At 64.2% G+C, this 25,310-nt stretch carries 21 protein-coding genes; 14 read left to right on the top strand and 7 right to left on the bottom strand.

Going from position 1 to position 25,310, the window contains the following annotated elements; translation table 11 throughout:
• The first annotated feature begins 166 nt into the window (after positions 1-166).
• A complete protein-coding gene (locus KI609_RS17680) occupies positions 167-2,044 on the top strand; it encodes an EAL domain-containing protein (RefSeq protein ID WP_226444866.1) in 1,878 nt (625 codons plus the stop codon).
• A gap of 9 nt (positions 2,045-2,053) precedes the next feature.
• On the opposite strand, the gene KI609_RS17685 is transcribed toward KI609_RS17680, so the two are convergent.
• Positions 2,054-3,304, bottom strand: a complete 1,251-nt coding sequence (locus KI609_RS17685; protein ID WP_226444867.1) for a urate hydroxylase PuuD — start codon at positions 3,302-3,304, stop codon at positions 2,054-2,056.
• A gap of 250 nt (positions 3,305-3,554) precedes the next feature.
• Positions 3,555-4,376, bottom strand: a complete 822-nt coding sequence (gene xdhC, locus KI609_RS17690) for a xanthine dehydrogenase accessory protein XdhC (RefSeq protein ID WP_226444868.1) — start codon at positions 4,374-4,376, stop codon at positions 3,555-3,557.
• 65 nt (positions 4,377-4,441) lie between these two features.
• Here xdhC and KI609_RS17695 point away from each other — a divergent pair, with 65 nt between their 5' ends.
• Positions 4,442-4,984: a hypothetical protein gene (locus KI609_RS17695; RefSeq protein ID WP_413463339.1), complete on the top strand. Its 543-nt coding sequence runs from the start codon at positions 4,442-4,444 to the stop codon at positions 4,982-4,984.
• 13 nt (positions 4,985-4,997) lie between these two features.
• On the opposite strand, the gene uraH is transcribed toward KI609_RS17695, so the two are convergent.
• On the bottom strand, positions 4,998-5,348 hold the full coding sequence (uraH, locus tag KI609_RS17700) for a hydroxyisourate hydrolase (RefSeq protein WP_226444869.1): 351 nt from the start codon (positions 5,346-5,348) through the stop codon (positions 4,998-5,000).
• Between the two features lie 122 nt (positions 5,349-5,470).
• On the opposite strand from uraH, the gene KI609_RS17705 reads away from it, so the two are divergent.
• The 11 genes from KI609_RS17705 (at position 5,471) to KI609_RS17755 (ending at position 17,971) form a co-directional block, all read left to right on the top strand.
• Positions 5,471-6,139, top strand: coding sequence for a GntR family transcriptional regulator (locus tag KI609_RS17705; protein ID WP_226444870.1), 669 nt, complete (start codon positions 5,471-5,473; stop codon positions 6,137-6,139).
• A 14-nt stretch (positions 6,140-6,153) separates the two neighbouring features.
• A complete protein-coding gene (gene puuE, locus KI609_RS17710) occupies positions 6,154-7,104 on the top strand; it encodes an allantoinase PuuE (RefSeq protein WP_226444871.1) in 951 nt (316 codons plus the stop codon).
• A gap of 64 nt (positions 7,105-7,168) precedes the next feature.
• Positions 7,169-8,947 carry a 2-oxo-4-hydroxy-4-carboxy-5-ureidoimidazoline decarboxylase gene (uraD, locus tag KI609_RS17715; protein ID WP_226444872.1) on the top strand — a complete coding sequence of 593 codons (1,779 nt, stop codon included), beginning with the start codon at positions 7,169-7,171 and terminating at the stop codon, positions 8,945-8,947.
• Complete coding sequence (locus KI609_RS17720; RefSeq protein WP_226444873.1) at positions 8,944-10,179, top strand: M20 family metallopeptidase; 1,236 nt, start codon at positions 8,944-8,946, stop codon at positions 10,177-10,179. Before uraD ends, KI609_RS17720 begins: the two co-directional genes overlap by 4 nt.
• 274 nt (positions 10,180-10,453) lie before the next feature.
• Positions 10,454-10,708 (top strand): hypothetical protein, encoded by a 255-nt coding sequence (locus KI609_RS17725; protein WP_226444874.1) that lies wholly within the window; start codon positions 10,454-10,456, stop codon positions 10,706-10,708.
• Positions 10,709-10,781: 73 nt separating this feature from the next.
• Entirely contained in the window at positions 10,782-13,088 is a 2,307-nt protein-coding gene (locus KI609_RS17730; protein ID WP_226444875.1) for an NADP-dependent malic enzyme, read from the top strand.
• Positions 13,089-13,396: 308 nt separating this feature from the next.
• Positions 13,397-14,440, top strand: coding sequence for an ABC transporter substrate-binding protein (locus KI609_RS17735; protein WP_226444876.1), 1,044 nt, complete (start codon positions 13,397-13,399; stop codon positions 14,438-14,440).
• 72 nt (positions 14,441-14,512) lie between these two features.
• Positions 14,513-15,349 carry an ABC transporter ATP-binding protein gene (locus KI609_RS17740; protein WP_226444877.1) on the top strand — a complete coding sequence of 279 codons (837 nt, stop codon included), beginning with the start codon at positions 14,513-14,515 and terminating at the stop codon, positions 15,347-15,349.
• A 15-nt stretch (positions 15,350-15,364) separates the two neighbouring features.
• On the top strand, positions 15,365-16,132 hold the full coding sequence (locus tag KI609_RS17745) for an ABC transporter permease (RefSeq protein WP_226444878.1): 768 nt from the start codon (positions 15,365-15,367) through the stop codon (positions 16,130-16,132).
• 88 nt (positions 16,133-16,220) lie between these two features.
• Positions 16,221-17,054: an urease accessory protein UreD gene (locus tag KI609_RS17750; protein WP_226444879.1), complete on the top strand. Its 834-nt coding sequence runs from the start codon at positions 16,221-16,223 to the stop codon at positions 17,052-17,054.
• A 41-nt stretch (positions 17,055-17,095) separates the two neighbouring features.
• Positions 17,096-17,971: a hypothetical protein gene (locus KI609_RS17755; RefSeq protein WP_226444880.1), complete on the top strand. Its 876-nt coding sequence runs from the start codon at positions 17,096-17,098 to the stop codon at positions 17,969-17,971.
• Between the two features lie 179 nt (positions 17,972-18,150).
• Here KI609_RS17755 and alaC read toward each other — a convergent pair whose 3' ends face one another.
• Complete coding sequence (gene alaC, locus KI609_RS17760) at positions 18,151-19,377, bottom strand: alanine transaminase (protein ID WP_226444881.1); 1,227 nt, start codon at positions 19,375-19,377, stop codon at positions 18,151-18,153.
• 505 nt (positions 19,378-19,882) lie between these two features.
• Between alaC and KI609_RS17765 the strand changes: the two genes are divergently transcribed.
• Positions 19,883-21,085: a porin gene (locus KI609_RS17765; protein ID WP_226444882.1), complete on the top strand. Its 1,203-nt coding sequence runs from the start codon at positions 19,883-19,885 to the stop codon at positions 21,083-21,085.
• Between the two features lie 216 nt (positions 21,086-21,301).
• Here KI609_RS17765 and KI609_RS17770 read toward each other — a convergent pair whose 3' ends face one another.
• The 3 genes from KI609_RS17770 to KI609_RS17780 all read right to left on the bottom strand — a co-directional run bounded on the left by KI609_RS17770 (position 21,302) and on the right by KI609_RS17780 (position 25,131).
• Positions 21,302-22,528: an MFS transporter gene (locus KI609_RS17770; RefSeq protein WP_226444883.1), complete on the bottom strand. Its 1,227-nt coding sequence runs from the start codon at positions 22,526-22,528 to the stop codon at positions 21,302-21,304.
• A 407-nt stretch (positions 22,529-22,935) separates the two neighbouring features.
• Positions 22,936-24,018, bottom strand: a complete 1,083-nt coding sequence (locus KI609_RS17775; RefSeq protein ID WP_226444884.1) for an adenylate/guanylate cyclase domain-containing protein — start codon at positions 24,016-24,018, stop codon at positions 22,936-22,938.
• Between the two features lie 324 nt (positions 24,019-24,342).
• Positions 24,343-25,131 carry a metallophosphoesterase family protein gene (locus KI609_RS17780; protein ID WP_226444885.1) on the bottom strand — a complete coding sequence of 263 codons (789 nt, stop codon included), beginning with the start codon at positions 25,129-25,131 and terminating at the stop codon, positions 24,343-24,345.
• Positions 25,132-25,310 lie beyond the last annotated feature (179 nt).

A 25,310-nucleotide genomic window follows, 5' to 3' on the forward strand; every position in this document is an offset into this window, starting at 1 on the left:
GGCGCACTTCTGGGGGGCTGTTCTGGAGGCACTTTTGCCGCGGTGCCACCGCCCTCTGGCCGCCGCCGCTCCACCCTCCGCGTGGTCTCTTTTGACACAAATTAGTAACTTCATTGTCATAAACCACCGGTATCTTTGGCCCTTGGCAAGGTATCCCACCCACACAATGCACCACACCCCATGTAGCCAGCCGCAGGCGCTGATGGCCATGCTGTCACCGGCTGCGCGCAAAGGCGCGGGTCCCTTGGCGCAACTCATGCGCGAGGGGGGGCTTTATTGCGTTTTTCAGCCTTTGGCCGATCTGCGTGAAGGCAGCGTGTATGCGCACGAGGCCTTGATCCGGGGGCCCCAGGGCACGCCGTTGCACACCCCCGATGCGCTGCTGGAAAGCGCCCGGCGCGAAGGCATCCTGCGCGATTTTGAGTTGCTGTGTGTTGTTGCGGCTCTGAGCCAATGGGGGCGCCATGCCATAGCCGGCCGCCTGTTTGTCAACATCAGCGCCGATGCGCTCGTCCACGGCGTGGCCATGCTGGGCGCCGACAAACTGGGCGAGGCGGTGCGGGGCTTTGGCATGAGCGCACGCATGCTGGTGCTTGAAATCACCGAACACGAGCGCGTCACCGACATGCCCACGCTGCGCCAGGCCATCAAGGCCGTGCATGCCAGTGGCGCACGGGTGGCGCTGGATGATTTTGGCGATGGCCGCTCCAGCCTGCGCCTGTGGTCCGAAGTGAAACCGGACTTCGTGAAAATCGACAAATATTTTGTCCACAACATCAGCGAGCACCCCGAAAACCTGCAGATGCTGCAGGCCATCAAGGGCATTGCCGATGTGTTCGGCACGCAGCTCATTGCCGAGGGCATCGAGACCAGCGACGACCTGCGCGCCTTGCGCGACCTGGACATTCCCTATGGCCAGGGCTGGCTGCTGGGCCGCCCCGCCGTGGCCGCGCGTGATGCCGTGGACGGCCCCGCGCTCGATGTGCTGCAGGACCGCCGCGTGGCCGTGCTGCCGCACCTGGGGCAGACAGCGCGCCCGGGCATCTTGCGCAGCCTGCTGGTGGTGCAGGCCCCCACCGCTGCCCCCGCCACCACCAACGACGCGGTGGCCGCCATGTTCCACGAGCGCACCGCGCTGCACGCTTTGGCCGTGGTGGACGGCACCCGCCCCGTGGCGCTCATCAACCGCCAGCAGTTCATGAACCACTACGCCACGCTGTACTTTCGCGAAGTGCATGGCCGCAAGCCATGCCTGGCGTTTGCCAATCCATCGCCGCGGGTGGTCGAACTCGATTGCGATGTAGACCAGCTGGTGGGCATCCTCACCTCACAAGACCAGCGCTACCTGAGCGACGGGTACATCGTGACCGACAACGGCCGCTACCTGGGCCTGGGCACGGGCGACCAGCTGGTGCGCGCAGTGACCGAGACCCGCATCGAGGCGGCGCGCCACGCCAACCCGCTGACCTTTCTGCCGGGCAATATCCCCATCAGCCTGCACATGCAGCGGCTGCTGGACGCCGGGGCCGAATTTGTGGCCTGTTATGCCGACCTGAACCACTTCAAACCCTTCAATGACCAATATGGCTATTGGCGCGGCGACGAGATGATTCGCCTGGTGGCACGGCTTGCCACAGCCCATTGCGATGCGCGGCGCGACTTTGTGGGGCACGTGGGTGGCGACGATTTCATGCTGATCTTTCAAAGCACCAACTGGCTGCAACGCAGCAAGAACATCGTGCAGGACTTTGCCCGCGAGGCGCTTGCGCTGTTTGATGACGTGGCCCGCAGCGCCGGGGGCATCCACGCCGAAGACCGGCACGGTGTGCGCCGGTTTTTTCCCTGCACCACGCTGGCCATCGGGGCCGTGCGTATCACGCCCGGGCACTTTCGGCATGCCGAAGAAGTGGCCAATCTGGCCGCTGTAGCGAAACGTGAAGCCAAGCTGGCCGGCACCGGCGTGGTGTTGCACAGCGGCCCGCACGATGCCCGCTGGGGTGCGTTGGGCACCACGAGCGCGCTGAAAAACGCACTGGCAGCCTGATCACCCTGATCACGGCGGGTTCACCACCGCCCCCGCTTCGAACCAGCGGCCAATCAGAGCGCGCTCGGCGTCGGTGATGCCCGTGGCGTTGTTCAAGGGCATCAGCTTTTGCACCACGGCTTGCTGGTAGATGGCCTGCGCATGCTGTTTGACGCTGTCAGCCAAATCCAGGCGCAGGTTCTTCATTTGCACCTGCTCGCCGTGGCACAGGGTGCAGCGCTGCGCCAGCACTGCGCGCACCGCTTGATAGTCATTTTGGCCACTATCGATTGATGGATAAGCGCCACCAGCTACCAAAACAGGAGCACCGCCGCCCGCAGACACTGCGGCTGGGGCGGGCCGCATCCAGACGATGGCGCCCACGATCACGGCCACACCCACCAGCGCGTACGGGAGCGGATTGCCATTGCGGCCCAGCTTGTAACCGTGGCGCATCACAAAGAACTGGCGGATGGCCGCGCCCGCAAACATCATCAGGATGAGCACCAGCCAGTTTTGCGGGTGGCTCCAGGTAAAGCTGTAGTGGTTGCTGAGCATGGCAAACAGCACGGGCAGCGTGAAATAGGTGTTGTGCACGCTGCGCTGTTTGCCACGTTTGCCGTGGATCGGGTCCACGGGCGCGCCGGCCTTGATCTGCGCGACCACCGTGCGCTGGCCGGGGATGATCCAGAAGAACACATTGGCGCTCATGGCCGTGGCGATCATGGCCCCCACCAGCAAAAACGCCGCACGCCCTGCGAACCAGTGGCAGGCCAGCCACGAGGCCACACACACCAGCACCAGCACCAGCGCGCCCACGATGGCATCGCCGTTTTTCCTTTGGCCAAAGAGACGGCAGATCCCGTCGTACAGCAGCCAGAACACCACAAAAAACGCCAGTGCCACCCCAATGGCCATGGCGGGCGCCCAGTCCATGCGCGACTTGTCGATGAGGTACGTGCTGGCGCTGTAAAGGTAGGACACGGTGAACAGCGAAAACCCGCTGAGCCAGGTGCTGTAGCTCTCCCAAAAGAACCAGTGCAAATGTTTGGGCAGTTGCGGCGGCGACACGGCAAACTTGACCGGGTGATAAAACCCACCGCCGTGCACGGCCCAAAGTTCGCCGCTCACGCCCTGCTTCTTGAGGTCTTCGTCCTCGGGCGGGGTGAGGCTGCTGTCCAGAAACACGAAGTAAAAGGACGAGCCAATCCAGGCGATGGCGGTAATGACGTGGACCCAGCGCAAAAGCAGGTTGGCCCAGTCGAGAAAGTAGCTTTCCATGTCTCAACCTTCGCAGCGCCATAGGCGCCGCCATAGAACGCATTCACGACATCCCCAAAGGGGGCGGTGGAGCGAAAGAACGTCTGACAACCTGCTCACCACTGCGGGCGCTCTGAGCAGAAATAAGGGCCGCGCACCTTGGCCAAACACCGGTTTGGCCGGGGCACCGCTGCGACCGGTACATCCGTAAAAAGTGTATGCAGGAATTGTTCCCACTTCCAGCCATTGGGTAGGGATTGATGGGCCGTGCTTACCCTCGGTTGGTGGCGTTCAGGGTTTGCAGCAGCTGCGCGGCCACGGCCACGGCAATCACTTCGGGCTCCTTGCCGTCAATGCCGGCGATACCGATGGGGCAGGTGACATGCGCCAGCTCGTGCGGTGCAAAGCCGCGTGTGCGCAGGCGCCTGGCAAAGGTGGCCCACTTGGTTTGGCTGCCGATGAGCCCGACAAAGGGCAGGTCCTGCTGCTCGCGCTGGCGTCGCAGGCAGGCCACCACCACCTCCAGGTCTTCGGCGTGGCTGAAACTCATGATCAGCACCCTGCTGCCTGGGGCCAGGGCGGGTACGGCCAGTTGCACGGGTTCCGAGTGCTCGCACACCACGCCGTCGGGGACGGTGGGCGGAAAGATGCCGTCCCGGCTGTCGATCCAGGTCAGTGCAAAGGGCAGCGGCGCCAGAACCCGCGCCAGCGCATGCCCCACATGCCCGCCGCCAAACAATGCCACCGGGTGCAGGCGTGGCGCCAGACGGCTAGCCACGGCGGGGGCATCCGCCGCCACCAGGCGCTCAAACGCCAGATACACCACGCCACCGCAACACTGGCCCAAAGCGGGCCCCAGCGCAAACCGCAGGGGGGAAGCATCCACCCCGCGTGTGCCGTGCAGGCGCTGGCGCGCCTCGCCAATGGCCTGGAGCTCCAGATGTCCTCCTCCGATGGTGCCCACCACGCGGTCGGCAAACACAGCCATCCACGCCCCGGCTTCGCGCGGCACGGAGCCTTGGGTAGACTCCACAATCACTAGGCAGGCCGGTGCGGCCTCCAGGCCCCTCAGCAACAAACGCAGATTCGTCACACAACCCTTTCACCATACCCATTGCGGGCCGCCGGGCCCCTACGGCCCACCAAGCACCCTAGACCATGACTGATACGCCCATCCCACGCCCCCCCGCGAAGCGCAACCACTGGTTGCTGGCTGGCATCATGGCCGCTGGCGCGGCGCTGGTGTCTGCCTGCAAATCCCCGCCCGAGCCCAACAGCGCCCCCGACAGCCATTTGTCCGACAAGGCCGGGCCGGCCAGTGTGAGCGGCCCGGCAACCGCCGCTATCGCACCCGCACGTCCTTCGGCCGCCCCCACCGCCCTTGCCTACCGCAAGGATGCAGCCACGCACCTTTACAGCCTCAACGGCGAGCGCATTTTCAAGGGCAAGCTGCCTTCGCAGTTGTATGCCATTGGCGTGCTGCAGGTGGACATCGACCGCGCAGGCAAAGTCACGCGCCTGCACTGGATGCGCGCCCCACGCCATGCGCCCGAAGTGGTCGCCGAGATCGAGCGCACCGTGCGCGCCGCAGCACCATTTCCGGTGCCCACACGCCTGGGCAAAGTCACCTACACCGATACCTGGCTGTGGGACAAGGGCGGACATTTTCAGCTCGACACCCTGACGGAAGGCCAGCTCTGACCGAGAACAGCTTCTAGGACCCACGATAGGTGGAATAGCTCCAGGGGCTGACCAACAAAGGCACGTGGTAATGCTGATCGGCATGGGCGACGCCAAAATCCAGGCTGACCTGGTTCAAAAAATGGGGCTCGGGCAAGTCCACGCCCCGCGCCTTGAAATACCCCGCCACATCAAACCGCAACCGGTAGGTGCCCGCGCGCAGGCTGGCGTTGTCCAACAGCGGCGCCTCGGTGCGGCCATCGGGGTTCAGCACCAGGCGCTTGAGGAGGGTGGCCCCATCGCCATCGGTGGAATACAACGCGATCTCCATACCGGCTGCTGGGCAACCGTTCATGGTGTCCAGTACGTGGGTGGTCAGTCCCATGGGGAATCTCCTTGAAAGGCAACGATGACGGCTCCGGAAAGGCCCCGGGATGACGGTGTGATCGCAGCGTGTGAACCAAAAGTGTATACACTTTTACCCACCCCACCGTATCATGCGGCCCTATGGAAGCCTCATCCACCAGCGCGATTGTCGAAGCCTTGACCCGGGCCATCGCCCTGCACCGCCTGCAGCCGGGCACCAAACTCGCCGAACAAAAGCTGGCCGACCACTTTGGGGTGTCGCGCACGCTGGTGCGCCAAGCCCTTTTTCAGCTGGCGCAAAACCGGCTGGTCAGCATGGAACCCGCACGCGGCGCTTTTGTGGCCACCCCTTCCGTTGAAGAAGCCCGCCAGGTGTTTGCCGTGCGCCGCATGCTGGAGACCGAGATGACCCGCGCGTTTGTGCGCAACGTCACGCCCACCAAGATCAAGGCGCTGCGCGCCCACGTGGCCAGCGAGAAGGCCACCATGGGCACCGGCGACGCCAGCAGCCGCACCGAACTGCTGGGCGACTTTCATGTGCGCATGGCCGAACTCATGGGCAACGAGGTGCTGGCGCAACTGTTGGGCGATCTGATCTCGCGCTGTGCGCTCGTCACGCTGATGTACCAGTCGGCCAGCGCCGCCGAACACTCCCATGAGGAGCATGCCGACATCGTGGCCGCCCTGGCCGCCCGCGACGAAGAACGCGCAGTGCAACTGATGCAAACACACCTCACCCACGTTGAGGCCAGCCTCACGTTTGACCGCAAGCGCCCGGCCAGCGACCTGGCCGCAGCGCTGGCTTCCTGAGAACCTGCCCCACCATGATCTACGACGCCACCGCCCCCTACCCCCGCGACCTCATCGGCTACGGCAAGAACCCACCCCACGCGCAATGGCCCGGCGGCGCGCGCATCGCCGTGCAGTTTGTGCTGAACTACGAAGAAGGCGGCGAGAACGCCACGCTGCATGGTGACGCCGGCAGCGAGCAGTTCTTGAGCGAAATGTTCAACCCCGCCAGCTACCCCGAGCGGCACATGAGCATGGAAGGCATCTACGAATACGGCGCACGCGCGGGGGTGTGGCGCATCCTGCGCGAATTCGAAAAGCGGGCGCTGCCGCTGACGGTGTTTGGCGTCTCCACCGCGCTGCAGCGCCACCCCGAACTGACGCAGGCCTTGGTGCAACTGGGCCATGAGATTGCCTGCCACGGCCTCAAGTGGATCCACTACCAGCACGTGCCCGAAGCCGTGGAGCGCGCGCACATGCAAGAAGCGATGGACATCATCCAGCGCATGACGGGCGAACGCCCCCTGGGCTGGTACACCGGCCGCGACAGCCCCAACACGCACCGCCTGGTGGCCGACTTTGGCGGCTTTGAATACGACAGCGACTACTACGGCGACGACCTGCCCTTCTGGATGAAGATGCAGCGCACCGACGGCACGGCCGTGCCACAACTGATCGTGCCGTACACACTCGACTGCAACGACATGCGTTTTGCGCTGCCCCAGGGTTACTCGCATGCCGACCCGTTTTTTCAATACCTGAAGGACACGTTCGATGCACTGTATGCAGAGGGCGACCCGGCCGGCGGCAACGCCCCCAAGATGATGAGCGTTGGCATGCACTGCCGCCTGTTGGGACGACCGGGGCGCATCACGGCGCTGCAGCGTTTTCTGGACCACATCGCGCAGCACGATCACGTGTGGGTGGCACGCCGCATCGACATCGCCCGCCACTGGAAGCAACAGTTTCCGGCCCCCATTTTTTGAACAAAATATGCCTGTAGCGCTTATTCCACAAGCGCTATCAGCTCACTTTTTTGAAGCACACAACATGCCTTTGACGCTGGAACAACTCAACACCGCCAGTGCCGCCGACGCACGGCAACTGCTCGACGGCGTGTATGAACACTCCCCCTGGATTGCCGAGCGCGCCCTGGCGCAGCGCCCATTTCGTTCGCTGGCACATCTCCAGAACGCCATGGCACATGCCGTGCGCACCGCCAGCGCCGAGGCGCAGCTGGGCCTGATTCGCGCCCACCCCGAACTCGCGGGCAAGGCCATGGTGGCCCAGCACCTCACCGCAGAATCGGCCAACGAGCAATCCAAAGCGGGGCTGACGCAATGCACGCCCCAGGAGTTCGAGCGCATCCAGCAGCTCAACACAGCGTACAACGCGCGCTTTGGCTTTCCGTTCATCCTGGCGGTGCGCGGGCCACGAGGCACCGGCCTGGGCAAGCAGCAGATCATCGACACCTTTGCAAGGCGGCTGGACCACCACCCCGACGTTGAACGCGCAGAGGCCCTGCGCAACATCCACCGCATTGCCGAGATCCGCCTGAACGACAGGTTCGCGGCAGAACCCGTGCTGGGCAACGACGTGTGGGACTGGCACGAGCAACTGGCCGAGCACTCGGACCCCGGCTTTGCCGAGAAGGGCCAGCTCACCGTTACCTACCTCACCGACGCCCACCGCGCGTGCGCGCAGCGCATCAGCCACTGGATGCGCGACTGCGGGTTTGACGAGGTCCAGATCGATGCCGTGGGCAACGTGGTGGGGCGCTACCACGCGGCTGCGCCCCATGCCAAAACACTGCTCACCGGCTCGCACTACGACACCGTACGCAACGGCGGCAAATACGACGGCCGGCTGGGCATTTTTGTGCCCATGGCCTGCGTGCGCGAACTGCACCGTGCCGGCAAGCGCCTGCCCTTTGACATCGAAGTGGTGGCTTTCGCCGAAGAAGAGGGCCAGCGCTACAAGGCCACCTTTCTGGGCTCGGGCGCACTCATCGGGCACTTCAACCCCGCCTGGCTCGTCCAAAAAGATGCGGACGGCATCACGATGCGCTCGGCGATGCAGCACGCAGGCCTGTGCATCGACGACATCCCGAAGCTGCAGCGCGACCCGGCGCACTACCTGGGCTTCATCGAGGTGCATATCGAACAGGGGCCCGTGCTCAACGAGCTGGATTTGCCGCTGGGCGTGGTCACCTCGATCAACGGCGGCGTGCGCTTCATTGGCGAGATGATCGGCACCGCCAGCCATGCGGGCACCACACCCATGGACCGCCGCCGCGACGCGGCCGTGGCCGTGGCCGAACTGGCGCTGTATGTCGAGCAGCGTGCCGCCCAGGACGGCGACTCGGTGGGCACCATCGGCCTGTTGAATGTGCCCGGCGGATCCATCAACGTGGTGCCGGGGCGCTGCCAGTTCTCGCTCGACCTGCGCGCGCCCACCGACCCCCAACGCGACGCACTGGTGCGTGACGTGGTCGACCAGCTGGGCCTGATCGCCGCGCGGCGTGGCCTGCGCTACACGCTGGAGGAATCCATGCGCGCCGCCGCAGCGCCCAGCGCGCCCGCCTGGCAGCACCAATGGGAACGTGCCGTGGACACCCTGGGCGTGCCCGTGTTCCGCATGCCCAGTGGCGCCGGACACGATGCGATGAAGCTGCACGAAATCATGCCGCAGGCCATGTTGTTTGTGCGTGGCGAAAACGCCGGCATCAGCCACAACCCCCTCGAATCCACCACCAACAACGACATCCAGCTGGCGGTGGACGCGTTCACCGAGGTTCTACACCAGCTTGCCGAGGAGCCCCTGCCATGACCATTGACTACACCCTACTCGACACCTGGATCGACCAGCACTTTGATGAGGAGGTGCGCTTTCTGCAAGCACTGGTGCGTGTGCCCACCGACACCCCACCCGGCAACAATGCACCCCACGCAGAGCACACGGCACAGTTGCTCAAGGACTTTGGCTACGAGGCCGAAAAACACCCCGTTCCCGCCGATGAAGTGCACGCCTATGGCATGGAGTCGATCACCAACCTCATCGTGCGCCGCCCCTATGGGCCGCCGGGCTCGGGCCGCACCATTGCGCTCAACGCCCACGGCGACGTGGTGCCCCCGGGCGAAGGCTGGGCCCATGACCCGTATGGCGCAGAGGTGGTCGATGGCGCCATGTATGGCCGCGCCACGGCCGTGAGCAAGGGCGACTTTGCGAGCTTCACCTTCGCCGTGCGTGCGCTGGAGGCCGTTGCCAGGCCCGGCAAAGGTGCGGTCGAACTGCACTTCACCTACGACGAAGAATTCGGCGGCGAGCTGGGCCCGGGCTGGCTGCTCAAACACGGTCTTACCCGCCCCGACCTGCTGATTGCAGCGGGCTTCTCGTACGAAGTGGTCACCGCCCACAACGGCTGCTTGCAGATGGAAGTGACCGTGCACGGCAAGATGGCCCACGCCGCGGTGCCCCACACCGGGGTGGACGCATTGCAAGGCGCTGTCCATATCCTGAACGCGCTGTATGCCCAGAACCTGTTGTACCAGCAGGTCACGTCCCAGGTGACGGGCATCAAACACCCCTATCTCAACGTGGGCCGCATCGAAGGCGGCACCAACACCAACGTGGTGCCCGGCAAGGTCATGTTCAAGCTGGACCGCCGCATGATCCCCGAGGAAAACCCGGTGGAGGTGGAAGCGACCATCCGCCGGGTGATCGAGCAGGCCGCAGGCGAGCGCGCGGGCATCAGCATCGATATCAAACGCCTGCTGCTGGCCCATGCAATGACACCACTGGCAGGCAATCGCCCGCTGGTCGATGCCATCCAGAAACACGCGCTGGCCGTGATGGGAGAGGCCGTGCCAGCGGTGGGAACCCCGCTTTACACCGATGTGCGCCTGTATGTTGAACAGGGTATTCCGGGCGTCATTTATGGCGCAGGCCCACGCACCGTGCTCGATTCGCATGCCAAGCGCGCCGACGAGCGCCTGGAGCTCGAAGACCTGCGCCGGGCCACCAAGGTCATCGCACGCACACTGCACGACCTGCTGGCCTGACAAGGGATTGAGCGAGCCCGGCATGCCTGCTCGCCCCATGCACTGGACGAGTTCACGAGACGCGTACTCGGAACGAGTGCAAGGGAAAGGTGAACGAGACAGGTGCACGGGAAAGGTGCACAGGCAGCGCACGCATGACGGGAGCGCATGACCCACACATGCCATCGGCATAACACCCACGCACCAGCGCATCTACACTGCGGACGGAGCGGTGGCACCGACACCCACGGCGCGGCCCTGCACCAGCCTTGGTGATTGCACAGTGTCTGCGGTCATGGACACCTGGCCTGCCCACCGGGTCGTTGAATCCGGTATCCTGTCCGCCTCGCTCATGGCCGCGGCCCTGTACCTATTCCTCCATGGCGTCAGCGGCGATACCTGCGCCACTGTCAACGCCACACGCCAGACCGACGCCCACCAGCGCCTCACCTGCCCGTTGCCAGGAAGCACCACCGCCCCCCGTGAGCCCATGGCGGCAGACCATGTTGTGTGGTCTGCCGCAGGGTTTGGCCATGCCCCATGCGCGTAAGCCAGCATGCCAGCCCCCCGCTTCGGCGGGTACCCTTGTTTTGTATTGCACCAAGGACTTCCAGGATTTCCGTATGACCCACACACTTTCTGCCGCCGAAGAGGCGCTGCGCGACGCTGCACGCGAATACCACCGCAACCCCGGCCGGGGCAAGATTTCGGTGACACCCACCAAGCCGCTGTCCAACCAGCGTGACTTGTCCCTGGCGTATTCGCCGGGTGTTGCCTACCCCTGCCTGGACATCCAGGCCGACCCGTCCAAGGCGTTCGACTACACCTCACGGGGCAACCTCGTGGGCGTGATCACCAACGGAACCGCCGTGCTGGGCCTGGGCGATATCGGCCCGTTGGCTGGCAAGCCTGTGATGGAAGGCAAAGGTTGCCTGTTCAAGAAGTTTGCGGGTGTGGACGTGTTCGACATCGAGCTGGCTGAACGCGACCCCGACAAACTCATCGACATCATCGCGGCGCTGGAGCCCACGCTGGGCGGCATCAACCTCGAAGACATCAAGGCGCCCGAGTGCTTCTACATCGAGCAGGAGCTGTCCAAGCGCATGAACATCCCCGTGTTCCATGACGACCAGCATGGCACAGCCATCATCTCGAGCGCGGCGCTGCTCAATGGTCTTGAGCTGGTGGGCAAGGAGATTGGCGCGATCAAGATCGCCGTGTCGGGCGCCGGTGCTGCGGCCATTGCCTGCGTCGGCGTGATGGTGGGCCTGGGCGTGAAGGTGCAAAACATCTTCATGTGCGACTCCAAGGGCGTGATCTACGAAGGCCGCCCCGGCGGCTATGACGAGTCCAAGGCGCGCTACGCCCAGAAGACCACTGCGCGCACGCTGGCCGATGCGGTCAACGGCGCCGACGTGTTCCTGGGCTGCTCGGCGCCCGGCGTGCTCACGGCCGAGATGGTCAAGACCATGGCCCCCAAGCCCATCATCCTGGCGCTGGCCAACCCCGAGCCCGAGATCCGCCCCGAGCTGGCCAAGGCCGTCCGCCCCGACTGCATCATTGCCACGGGCCGCTCGGACTACCCCAACCAGGTCAACAACGTCCTGTGTTTCCCGTACATCTTCCGGGGCGCGCTCGATTGCGGCGCCACCAAGATCACCGAGGCCATGAAGCTGGCCTGCGTGCGCCAGATTGCCGACCTGGCCAAGGCGGATATCAGCGAAGAAGTGGCCAACGCCTATGCCGGCAAAGAACTGACGTTTGGCCCCGACTACCTGATCCCCACGCCCTTTGACTCGCGCCTGATTCTGAAAATCGCGCCCGCTGTGGCCAAAGCGGCGGCAGAGTCCGGCGTGGCTACGCGCCCCATCACCGACATGGAGGCTTACAAAGAGACCCTGTCGCGTTTTGTGTACCAGACCGGCATGCTGATGCGCCCCGTGATCATGGCGGCCAAAGCCTTGCCCGATGCCCAAAAGCGCGTGGCCTATGCCGACGGCGAGGACGAACGTGCGCTGCGCGCTGCGCAGATGGCCATTGACGACAAGATCGCCCAGCCCATCCTGATCGGCCGCCCCGCCGTGATCGCCGCCCGCATCGCCAAGGCTGGCCTGCGCATGCAACTGGGCAAGGACGTGGAGGTGTGCAACCCCGAGGACGACCCACGGTTTCGCCAATATTGGGAGCACTATCGCCAGCTTATGAAGCGCGACGGCGCCACGCCCGATGTGGCCAAGGCCGCCGTGCGCCGCTCCAACACCATCATTGCCTCGCTGATGGTCAAGCTCGGCGATGCCGATGCCATGATCTGCGGCCTGGTGGGCACGTACGAGACGCACCTGGACCGCATCCACAGCATCATCGGCCGCCAGGACGGTGTGAACGACTACGCCGCCCTCAACGCACTGATGACCAGCCGCGGCACCCTCTTCATCGCCGACACCTATGTGAACGAAGACCCCACGGCGCAGCAGCTGGCCGACATCGCCTGGATGTCGGTGCAGGAGGTGCAGCGTTTTGGTCTGCCAGCCAAGGTGGCGTTTTTGTCGCACTCCAGCTATGGATCATCGAAGCGCGCATCGGCCAAGAAGATGCGTCTGGCACGCGACCTGTTCGTGGCCGCCCACCCCGAGATCGAATGCGATGGCGAGTTGCATGGCGATGCCGCGCTGGAGCCGAACATCCGCAACGCCTACATGGCGGACTCGACCCTGACGGACTCGGCCAATCTGCTGATCTGCCCCAACCTGGATGCCGCCAACATCCTCTACAACGTGCTCAAGACCACGACCAGCGGCGGCGTCACGGTGGGGCCCATCCTCATGGGTGCGGCCGCCACGGCCTACATCCTGACCCCCGCCGCCACGGTGCGCCGGGTGCTCAACATGACGGCACTGGCCGTGGCCAGCGCAGCGGCACGCCCCAGGTAAAAGGAAAAGCGCAAACGAAAAGAGGAAGGTGGAGCCGCCCAGGGGCGCGGCCCCACCTGGCCCCTTGGGGGGCGCGCCCTTACCTTACGTACTCTGTGCGCTATGTTCTGTGGTGCGGGCCACTGGGGGCCGGCATCGGTCGGGGAATCCACCATGCCCGCATGCACCAATTCAGGGAAAAATGGCGTCCTGCCTGGCTTCGCTGCAGAGAAAGCAGGCATTGATTTTGCTCACCATGGTCACATAGCCCTATGGCCATGCGGCCGTGATGACAGCATCGTCCAACGCCTTCCCCGACTGGAGCCCCCATGAAGAAACGATCGTTCCTGCAATCTGCGGCGCTGCTGGCTGCTGCCAGCACGTTCGCGCTGACACCAGCGCAGGCACAGACACCAACGCCCACACCCATCAAGTTCCAGCTCGACTGGCGTTTTGAAGGCCCGGCCGCGCTGTTTCTGCAGCCCGTTGCCAAGGGCTACTTCAAGGCCGCCGGGCTCGATGTGACGGTGGATGCAGGCAACGGCTCCGGTGGGGCCGTGCAACGTGTGGCCTCGGGCACGTATGACATGGGGTTCGCAGACCTCGCTGCGCTGATGGAGTTTCACGCCAACAACCCCGACGCGCAGAACAAGCCCGTGGCGGTGATGATGGTCTACAACAACACGCCCGCCTCGGTCATGGCGCTCAAGAAGAGCGGCATCACCAAGCCCGCCGATCTGGCCGGCAAGAAGCTGGGCGCGCCGGTGTTCGATGCGGGCCGCCGCGCGTTCCCCATCTTCCAGAAAGCCAACGGCATCGGCAGCGTGCAGTGGACCGCCATGGACCCACCACTGCGCGAGACCATGCTGGTGCGCGGCGACGTGGACGCCATCACCGGCTTCACCTTCACCTCGCTGCTGAACCTGGAGGCCCGTGGCGCCAAGGCCGCTGACGTGGTGGTGCTGCCCTATGCCGACTTTGGCGTAAAGCTGTATGGCAACGTGATCATCGCCAGCCCCAAGCTCATCAAGGAGAACCCGGCCGCGATCAAGGCGTTCCTGCAGGCGTTCACCAAGGGGGCGAAAGACGTCATCATCAACCCCGCCGACGCCATCGCCTCGGTGAAGGCCCGGGACGGCATCGTCAACGTACCACTCGAAACCCGCCGCCTGCAACTGGCCATCGACACCGTGATCAACAGCCCCGATGCCCGCGCCGAAGGCTTCGGCCAGGTCAAGCCCGCACGCCTTTCGCTGATGGCCTCGCAGGTGTCCGATGCGTTCAACACCAAAACCCGCGTGAAAGCCGACGACGTGTGGAATGGCAGCTTTTTGCCCAGCACAGCCGAGCTGAACATTCTGCCCAAGAAATAAAAACGCTATTTTTTTAATAGCTACTTGCGCTTTATGAATAAGCGCCAGAGCCTATTTTCATCATAACTTTGCATGTCCACTGACGCCTCCCATTTTGTGGACTTCCGCGACGTCTGGCTCGCCTACAACGACGAGCTGCGCGCCAAGAACCAGTTTGCCGTCGAAGCCATCGACCTGCAGGTGCGCCAGGGCGAGTTCATCGCCATCGTCGGCCCCTCGGGCTGTGGCAAGTCCACCTTCATGAAACTGGCCACGGGCCTGAAGATGCCGTCGATGGGCAAGATCCTCATCGACGGCCAGCCCGTCACCGGCCCCCTCAAGATCTCGGGCATGGCCTTCCAGGCGCCGTCGCTGCTGCCCTGGCGCACCACGGTCGACAACGTGCTGCTGCCGCTGGAGATCGTCGAGCCCTACCGCAGCCACTTCAAGCAAAAGCGCAAGGAATACGAAGAGCGCGCGCGCAGGCTGCTGCAAAAGGTGGGGCTGGCAGGCTACGAGGACAAGTTCCCCTGGCAGCTGTCGGGCGGCATGCAGCAACGCGCCAGCATCTGCCGTGCGCTGATCCACGAGCCCAAGATGCTGCTGCTCGATGAGCCCTTTGGTGCGCTCGACGCCTTCACCCGCGAAGAGCTGTGGTGCATCCTGCGCGACCTGTGGACCGAGCAGCGGTTCAACGTCATCCTCGTCACCCACGACCTGCGTGAGTCGGTCTTTCTGGCCGACACGGTGTATGTGATGAGCAAGAGCCCCGGGCGCTTTGTGGTGAAGAAGCATATCGATCTACCGCGTCCACGCGACCTGGAGGTGACCTACACCAAGGAATTTACCGACATCGTGCATGAGCTGCGCGGCCACATTGGCGCCATCCGACAAAGTGCAGGCACGGTCGGTGCGCCCATTCCGCAATAGACCCACGCCACATCCATGCACAAAAAAACCGTAGAACGCTGGTCGCCCTGGATCCTTCTGCTCGCGATCATCCTGCTGTGGCAGATCATCTGCTCGGCATTCAATGTCTCTGAATTCATCTTCCCCAGCCCCTGGGCCATAGCCACGCAGCTGGTCGAATTTGGTGGCGTGATCGCCGCCCACGCCTGGCGCACCTACTGGGTCACCATGTCCGGGTTTGGCATTGCCATCGTCGTGGGCGTGCTGCTGGGTTTTGTCATCGGCAGCTCGCGCCTGGCCTATGCCGCCGTGTACCCGCTGATGACCGCCTTCAACGCGCTGCCCAAGGCCGCTTTCGTTCCCATCCTCGTGGTGTGGTTCGGCATCGGCGTGGGGCCTGCCATCCTCACGGCGTTTCTCATCAGCTTCTTTCCCATCATGGTCAACATCGCCACCGGCCTGGCCACGCTGGAACCCGAGCTGGAAGACGTATTGCGCGTGCTGGGCGCCAAGCGCTGGGACGTGCTGACCAAGGTGGGCCTGCCTCGCTCGATGCCGTACTTCTACGGCTCGCTCAAGGTGGCCATCACCCTGGCCTTTGTGGGCACCACGGTGTCAGAAATGACGGCGGCCAACGAGGGCATCGGCTACCTGCTCATCAGTGCGGGCTCATCCATGCAGATGGGCCTGGCCTTTGCGGGCCTGATGGTGGTGGGCGCGATGGCCATGGCGATGTACGAGCTGTTCAGCGCGATTGAAAAACGCACCACCGGCTGGGCACACCGGGGCTCGCAAGGGGAATGAGCGCGCCAAAATGTGAAGACGAGCCGCTGCCAGATCCAGCCATTCGATGTGCCTGCAATGCAGGTGCGCATTAAAGCGATCATCACCCATGCCTTGGCACGCCCGACTGCAGCTGAACTACACCGTTGAAAACGCTCGTACCGTGGCGCGCTTTGAGCACCACGGGCCCCTGCGCATCCTGCAAAGCCTGTACCCCGAGGGCGACGCCATTTGCCACAACGTGCTGGTGCACCCACCCGGCGGCCTGGTGGGCGGCGACACGCTGGACATCACCACCACCGTGGGCCCCGGCGCCCACGGCCTGGTCACCACGCCCGGCGCCACGCGCTTTTACCGATCCAACGGCCCTTTGGCGCTGCAGCGCAGCCACCTCACCTTGGCCGAAGGCGCACGCCTGGAATGGCTGCCGCTCGAAGCCCTGTGCTACAGCGCCTGCCACGCAGAAAACCACCTCACGTTGAACCTGGCCCCCGGTGCCGAATGCATCGCCTGGGACGTGACCGCGCTGGGCCTGCCGCACGCGGGCCAGCCGTTTGAACAAGGCCGCTTCACCCAGCACCTGGAAGTGCCCGGCCTGTGGCTGGAGCGCGGCGTGATCGACGCCGCCGATGACCGCCTGCTGAGCAGCCCGCTGGGCTTGGCAGGCCACCGTTGTATGGCCAGCCTATTCTTTGCCGCAGGCACCCCACTGGACCGCACCCGCCGCGACGCAGCCTTGGACGCAGCCCGCACGGTGATGGATCAACACCCCCAGGTCAGAGCCACCGCAGGCGCCACCAGCCCCAACGACCGCATGGTGGTGGTGCGCGTGCTGGCGCCGCAGGTGGAGCCTGCGATGAAACTGCTCAAGGCCGTGCGGATGGCCTGGCGGGAGGTGTTGTGGGGGTTGGAGGGGGAAGCGCCTAGGATTTGGGCGATGTAGCCCCACCGTGCGCTCTCGCACAGTCCGTCTACAGTTCAAGAATGAACACTGAGAAAGCTTTAACGCACACTTTTCTGGTCAATCGCATTGCCATCATCGAATCCCTGCCGTCCCGAGAATTGCAGACCGGCAGAGAACTGGCAGGCTACCTCAATGGCCAGCTTGAAGATTTGCAGACGCCGATTAGTGTGTCGCATGTTGACGTTGCGACGCCTAACGAATTCCGGTCTGCCATAGCGAATCTAGCGATGCAGGCCGATCGAGAAGGTCTGCGCCCGATCGTCCATATAGAAGCTCACGGAGAAGACGATTTCGGGCTTCACTTCCGGGAAGGAAAAATCCACTGGCGGGAGATATGCGATGCGCTGATTCCATTAAATAGAGCCAGCGGATTCAACCTACTTCTATCTGTTTCTGCGTGCTTTGGCGTGAGCTGTATCTCGGGAGTGTCATTGTGCAGAGGAGCGCCTTGTTATGCATTACTTGGGCCCTCGAAAGACCTCTCACCGAGCGATCTATTGAATAGGTTCAGGAGCTTTTATCGCGAAATCATTCACTCGCAGGACTTGGATCTGGCCTTGGCCACAATGAACAAAGACAAGCTAGAACGTGGACAAATGGTGTTCGTTTCCGCGGAAGGCTGGTTCGAGGAATTGATGCTGGAGTATTTGACTAACGCAGCGCATCCAAAAGAGCTGAAAGCGGCAGCTATGCGTATCTTTCGCAAGGCAAGAAGTGAGGGCTCAACGTTGACCCTCGGGGAGACAAAAAGACAGCTCGTCAGGGACAGGCCGCAGATAGCACAAGGCTATTTCGCTGAGTTTTTTATGGTTAACTACATTCCCGAGAACGCACAGCGTTTTGGTGTTCTGCTTAGGGCCATGGAAGTCACAATCAAGAAAACCACCCCGTGCTAGCCCGATGAACTCATAGGGCAACCGAGCTGCATGAACGCTGGCACAACACCGATTACGCCGCTAAGCTAAAAGCATCATAAGAGGCGGGTCACCACTCACAAACACCAGCAAGCCCCCACGATTTCCGCAGAGGTTTTCTAGCTGCAATGATCCACCCGTTGTTCGATGTGTGATACCTGTCAGGAGCCTGCTGCCGCAGGCTCCTTCAACAACCCATCCGCCTTGAACATCCCCCGAATCCCCCGCACCGCCTGCCGAATCCGCGCCTCGTTCTCGATCAGCGCAAACCGCACGTACTCATCCCCCTGGTCGCCAAAGCCGATGCCCGGCGACACACACACCTTGGCCTTATCGAGCAGCTGCCGCGCAAACTCGAGCGAGCCCAGCGCGCGGTAGGGCTCGGGGATGCGGGCCCAGATGTACATGCTGGCCTTGGGGCATTCCACGGCCCAGCCCGCTTCGGTGAGGCCCTTGTAGAGCACGTCGCGGCGGCGTTGGTATTGGGCGGCGATGTCTTTCACGCACTGCTGGTCACCCTCCAGCGCGGCAATGGCGGCCACCTGCAGGGGGGTGAAGGTGCCGTAGTCGTGGTAGCTCTTGATGCGGGCCAGCGCGGCTACCAGGTCGGGGTTGCCCACCATGAAGCCGATGCGCCAGCCGGCCATGTTGTAGCTTTTGCTCAGGGTGAAGAACTCCACGGCCACGTCCTTGGCACCGGGCACTTCCATGATGCTGGGGGCGCGGTAGCCGTCGTACACGATGTCGGCATAGGCCAGGTCGTGCACCACCAGGATGTCGTGCTTCTTGGCCAGGGCGATCACGCGCTCGAAGAACGATAGCTCCACGCACTGCGCCGTGGGGTTGCTCGGGAAGCCAAAGATCATCATCTTGGGCTTGGGGTAGCTGCCGCGAATGGCTTTTTCCAGCTCGGCAAAAAAGTCCACATCGGGCGCCACGGGCACGCTGCGAATGTCGGCACCTGCGATGACGGCGCCGTAGATGTGGATGGGGTAGCTCGGGTCGGGCACCAGCACGGTGTCACCCCTATCCAGCGTGGCCAGCATGAGGTGGGCCAGGCCCTCTTTGGAGCCGATGGTGACGATGGCCTCGGTGTCGGGGTTGATGTCCACCGCGTAGCGGTCTTTGTACCAGTGGCTGATGGCGCGGCGCAGGCGCGGAATGCCTTTGCTGGCACTGTAGCCGTGGGTGTCAGGCCGCTGGGCCACTTCGGTGAGCTTGGCGACGATGTGCGGCGGCGTGGCCCCGTCAGGGTTGCCCATGCTCATGTCGATGATGTCTTCGCCACGGCGGCGGGCGGCGAGTTTGAGCTCGGCCGTGATGTTGAAGACGTAGGGAGGAAGGCGATCGATGCGCGCAAAGCGGCGCTTGCCCTGAGAAGCAGACATGCTGGTGAACTTTCACGTAAGCGCCCGGAACCGTCCGAGCGACGTGGCTGGCAGAAAGGCCGGCCCGCGTTCAATGTAGCTCACAACGCGGGGCTTCAACCCCCACATCGCAGCGCTGTCGCGCCGCCGCTACGGTGCTTGGCAGCGCAGCCCGTGGCGCGTTTGGTGGCGCGCAGGGTGGCCCATTCATTCATCAGCGCCTGGGCAAAAAGGGCACTCCGCCACGGACTGGCAACACCCCGGCTTCAGGGCGTCTACGGCGCATGGGGCTGCGCTGAAGGCGCCAGCAAAACGCGATGCGGGTTTCTACGCGTGGTCAACTATTTAGTTACTACTTATAACCATGTATTGATGCATCTCAACCTCCATTCATTGCTGCCTGTGTTGCCGCCCCCGCGCTGTTGCGTGGTCTGTGTGCGCCGTGTGCAGCCGGGCCGCGCGACGTTCACAAGACGATGCGCGGCCTTGACGCCACCCCGAACCCACCCAGAAAGACATCCACATCATGCAGAGACAAACTCACCTTCACTCGCCCTCAGGCGCCAACACCGTTTTGCCCTCCACACGCCTGCAGCGGCGCGGCGCGCAGTGGCGACGAGCCCTGGGCCTGACCGCGCTGGCCACGGTGTCCCTGGCTGCCCAGGCGCAATCCACCGGCAACTCCAGCCTCACGCTGTATGGCCTGGTCGATGCATCGGTGGGCCGGTTCACCGGTGCGGCAACTGGCGTGAACGCACAGAACACGGCCGTGAGCAAGATGGAGGGCGGCAGTTTGTCCACCAGCCGCTGGGGCTTGCGGGGCAATGAAGATCTGGGCGGCGGGTTGTCGGCCAGCTTTGAGCTGTCGTCCTTTATTCGCAATGACACCGGTGCGTCAGGCCGCAACGATGCGATCCCTGCGCCCGTCAACGTGGCGGCAGACCCCTTCTTTGCCCGCGCCGCATGGTTGGGCCTGTCGCACAAGGACTTTGGCCGTGTGCGCATGGGCAATGTCACCACACTGCTGTTCTTGAACGCGATCTCCTCCAACGCCTTTGGCGATGCAACGGTGCTCGGCCCTTTGAATCTCGTCACTTTTGTGGGTGGGCCGTTGACCGGGGGCACCGCCTGGACCAATTCGGTGGTGTATGACACACCCAGCTTTGCCGGCTTCACGGGCTCTGCTGCCTATGCCGCGTCGGAAGGCCAAGGCGGTGGCAACCGCGCGCTGCGCCTGGCCTACGCAAAGGGCCCATTGGCCACGTCGCTGGTATGGCAAAGCGTGAACCGCAACCCACTGACGTTCGCTGACGGCACATCGCCCAACAACACCCGCGCATGGCAGTGGGCGGGCTCTTACGACTTCACCGCCGTGAAGGTGTTTGCCCACCTGGGCCGCATCGACAACAAGGGCACCGAGACTGCACCGCAGAACATTGCGTATCGCATATGGGACGTCAGCGCGTCGATGCCTGTGGGCGCGGGCAACATCCTGGCAGGTTATGCATCGCGCCGCACGAGCGACGCCGTAGGCCCTGTGCCCGCCACGTCTGCAGGCGGCAACGTGCAGCGCAAGATTTTGACGGTGGGGTATGACTACTGGCTGTCCAAGCGCACCGACTTGTATGCCTTGGCCATGCGCGACACCACGCGCACCAACACCGTAGGAGCAGGGATGGTCAACGCCAACGGCACGAGCTATGCTGTAGGCATACGGCACACTTTCTGATGGGCCACCCACCCTTCAAGAAAGGGATGGCCAGCCCGTTTTTCGCGTGATTTCCAAGGTTGGGGCGTCCTCGTGGCGCCCCTTTTTTTGCGCGAATGGCCGGTGGACTATCACAAAGACTCTCAGCCTATCGTGGCACATCACGGTCCATGGCGGTCCATCGCGCGGGCCACCATCAGCCCAACGCGCAAGCGCAGATAGATCAATGCCAGCGACTCAAGAGGGCAACGCTGCCGATACCTTCTTGGCTGCCCGCTCACTGGCCATCGCCCAGCCATACATTGCCACGCCGCCCAGCCCCAGCAGCACCCCCACCCAGCCGGTGGACGTCCAACCCAGCCCTGCCGCAATGCCCACGCCGCCCAGCCAGGCACCGAGCGCATTGGCCGCATTGAATGCCGAATGGTTGAGCGCGGCAGCCAGCGTCTGTGCATCGCCCGCCACATCCATGAGGCGAATCTGCAGCGCAGGGCCGATGGCCACCAGCGTGCCCAGGAAGAAGGTGGCGAAGGCAGCGCTCACAGGGTGGTGAGCGGCGGGCACGAAGAGCGCCATCACCACAATGGACCACAGCAGCACCTTGCCCACCGTGGGCATGAGCGCCTTGTCGGCCATGCGCGAGCCCACCACGTTGCCCACCACCATGCCCAGGCCAAACAGCGACAGCACAAACGGCATCAACGCGGGCGGCATGCCCGCCACCTCAATGAGCGTGGGCTTGATGTAGCTGAACACGGCAAACATGCCACCAAAACCGATGGCGCCAATGCCCAGCGTGAACCACACCTGCTTGCGCGCCAGCGCGCCCAGCTCGCGCAGCGGGCTGGCACCGTGCGATGCGGGCATGGCGGGCACCCAAAGGCGCACCATGGCAACGGCCGCTACGGCGATCAGGCCCACAAAAACGAAGGCCGCGCGCCAGCCAAAGTGCTCACCCAGCGCAGCGGCGATGGGCACGCCCACCAGGGTTGCGCTGGTCAACCCCAGCATCACCCAGCCCACGGCGCGGGCGCGGCGCCCCGGGGGTGCCAGCGCAGCGGCCACCAGCGCGGCCACGCCAAAATAGGTGCCGTGCGGCAGACCCGTCAGCAAACGCATGGCGGCCAGCGACCCGTAGCCCGGCGCCAGGGCCGACGCAAAATTGCCCAGCGCATACACCGCCATCAGCGCCATCAGCAGCGCACGCCGCCCCCAGTGGGCGGCCAGCACGGCGAGTACCGGTGCGCCCACCACCACGCCCAGGGCATAGGCGCTGATCACATGCCCTGCCTCTGGGATGCTGACCCCGATGTCGCGAGCGACCTCGGGCAACAAACCCATGATGACGAACTCGCCCGTACCGATGGAAAAACCGCCCACACCGAGGGCAAGCACGGCCCGCACCAGCGTGCGTTCGTCGGTGGGGTTGTGGGTGACGGGGGTGGAAATCAAAGGCGCGGTCATGGCGGAGAAGCAACAGGGGCAGGCCGCCCCGGCAGGCGACGGAGCAGCACAGGGTGCGAGCAAGGGGCAGGAAACGGGGCTGGGAAGGTGGAAAAAGAAACAGAGTTACAGGGGTAAACCCGAACTTTGTAACCATAGCATGCACCGCACAGTTTTGCTGCGAAGGGGGCAACCGCCCCCGGCACTGCCAAAAAGCGTGGGCCGCCTTCCGGCCATGAAAGCCGTGTGGAGTCGGAATCAACCCACTACCGACACCGATCACGCCGAGAGGGTTGAAGCGCTGCGCAGGGTTTCGACAAGCTCAGTCCGAACGGGTATTTACAGTTCACCCCTACCACGCCCATCCTGCTGCAATGAGCGGCAGGGGACACGAGGAGCGCTGCGGATGCGCAAGCGATCAGCCTCCGTCAGTGCGCCACCAGCAGCTGCACAAACATCTGCACCTTGGCGCGGCAGTCCGCGCTGATGGCGGTGAATTCGAGCCCTGCCACCCACTCGTCGCCCTCCCGCTTGAGGGTGATGACGCGCGCATACACATCGGCCACGCGGTAGTCCACCAGCGGCAGCTCAAACTCCAGCTTGATCTCGCTGTGGGGTTCGAGCGGCTCGATCAGCTCCACCAGCAGGCCGTGGTAGCCGATGTCGCGGATGGCGCCATGCACGATGTGGGGCACGACGATCTCGCCTTGCATGCGCTGGCACAGGCAGGGCAGGTGCGCATCCACGCGGTGGCTGCGGCGGAACTCCTGGCGGGGCACCTTGAGCTTGTGCGAGGGGATGGCGATCAGCTCGCGCAGGCTGACGGGCTGCGTGCGGCCCTTGACATACACCTGCATGGGCGCCGATGCCGACACCAGGCCCCAGCAGCGCTGGTACGTGGAGTCGCTAATGAGCACCTGGCCGCGCAGGCTCAGTGCCTCGATGCGCGAGGCCAGGTTCACGGCCTCGCCAATCACCGTGTATTCGGAATACACATCCGAGCCAAAGCGTCCGGCCATCACCGTGCCGGTGTTCACGCCAATGCCCAGAAACACCTCGGGCAGCCGCTCGCTCAGGTGCGCGAGGTTCAGCTCGCGCATGGCGATCTGCATCTCCACGGCGCACATCAACGCACGGGCCACGTCGTCGTCGCGGGCCACAGGTGCGCCAAACAGCACCATGATCGAGTCGCCCATGAACTTGTCGATGGTGCCCTGGTACTTGAACACCACCTCACTGAGCCGGGCCAGGCAGCGGTTGAGCGCCGCAATGACCACCGACGCCGGTTGCGAGCCCGACAGCGCCGTGAAGCCGCGCAGATCGGCCAGCACAATGGTGACCTCGCGCGGCGCCACGGCCAGCCCGCTGGCGGCGGCGCCTGCAGGGTTTTCCATGCCGTGCAGGATGTCCGCCATTTCGGCCTGCGCTGCTTCGCCCAAGGGCTTGCCGGTTTCGCGCTCAATCAGCGCCTGCAGGCGGCGCACGGCATCGTGGTGGAATTCTTTGTGCATGGCGGCAAGGGAGGTGGAGCGGCGGATGGTTCTGTGCAGAGGGCATCGCCTACCCCTCGGCAACCAGAATAGGCGGCGACCACCGGCCGGTCAACCGGTGAAAACACCTCGGGCAAAACAGCAACACGCAACCCTGAGCGGCGCAATGCACAGACTGGTCAGGTTTGATGTATTTTTGGCACCTAGCGCTTATCCATCAAGCGATAGCAGCTATAAAAATGATAGTCATCAATGCGAGTCCATCGCTCACTTCACAAGCGTGCAATGCGCACGAAGAGGCGCATAAAGAGATGCCTCCACACCACAGAAAATGCGCATAGGCCGCTACCCCGCCTCCACCCGGTCCACACGCACAAACTCTCCCAGGTCGCTGTCAAAGTCCCACCGTGCGGCATGGCGCGCCTGGCCGTCTGGCGCGGTGCCAGAGGCCTCGGTGCTGAGCACCACCAGGCTGTTGGGGCTGCCGTGCCGCAGGCGGTGCGACACCGCCGTGCCCGCGCTGCTGGCCCACAGCCCGGGCAATGGCTGCAACAGGCGTGGCTGGTGCACGTGGCCGGACAGCAGCATTTGCGCACCGGCAATGCGCCAGCGCTCCACGGCCTCGTCCGCTCGGTGGGGGCGGTGGTCGCGGTCCTCGGCATCGCGCGCCACCAGGGGGTGGTGGCTGGCCACAATGCGCCACGCGCCCGGGGGTGCACGCGCCAGCAGCTGGGCCACATGCTCGATCTGGGCGGACGACAGGCTGCCGCGCTCGTGCCGCCAGGCGCGGGTGGTGTTCACGCCCACCACGTAGAACGCCCCCATCTGCCGCACAGACTCCTGGTCCATGCCGAACTGCTCGGAGAACCTTTCGTACGAACGGCCCCAGCGCATCCACCACGCAAAAAGCGGCAGGTCGTGGTTGCCCGCCAGCACCAGATTGCTGCGCGCATGCAGGCCCTGCACAAACCGCGCGGCCTGTTCAAACTGCTGCGCAGTGGCGCGCTGCGTAAGGTCGCCAGACACCACCACCATCGCCACCCCCAGGCGCTGCGCCAGCCGCTGGACAGCAGCACACACCACCGGGTCGTGCGCGCCGAAGTGCAGGTCCGACAGGTGCATCAGAACCGTCATGGCAAGGGGTCGCAGGCAGTGGTCATACGCAAGGGTGGCCCATCATGCGGGTAGCAAGCCGGGGGCGGCAGCGGGGCCGGGCTCAGGCGCATCGGGCGGGGGTGCGGCGTACTGGGCATCGGCAGTGGGCTGGGTCTGCGCTGCGCCATCGCGCGCCAGCGGGCTGGGCGCCACCAGCC

It is taken from the genome of Acidovorax radicis (assembly GCF_020510705.1).
GTDB classification, from domain to species: domain Bacteria; phylum Pseudomonadota; class Gammaproteobacteria; order Burkholderiales; family Burkholderiaceae_C; genus Acidovorax; species Acidovorax radicis_A.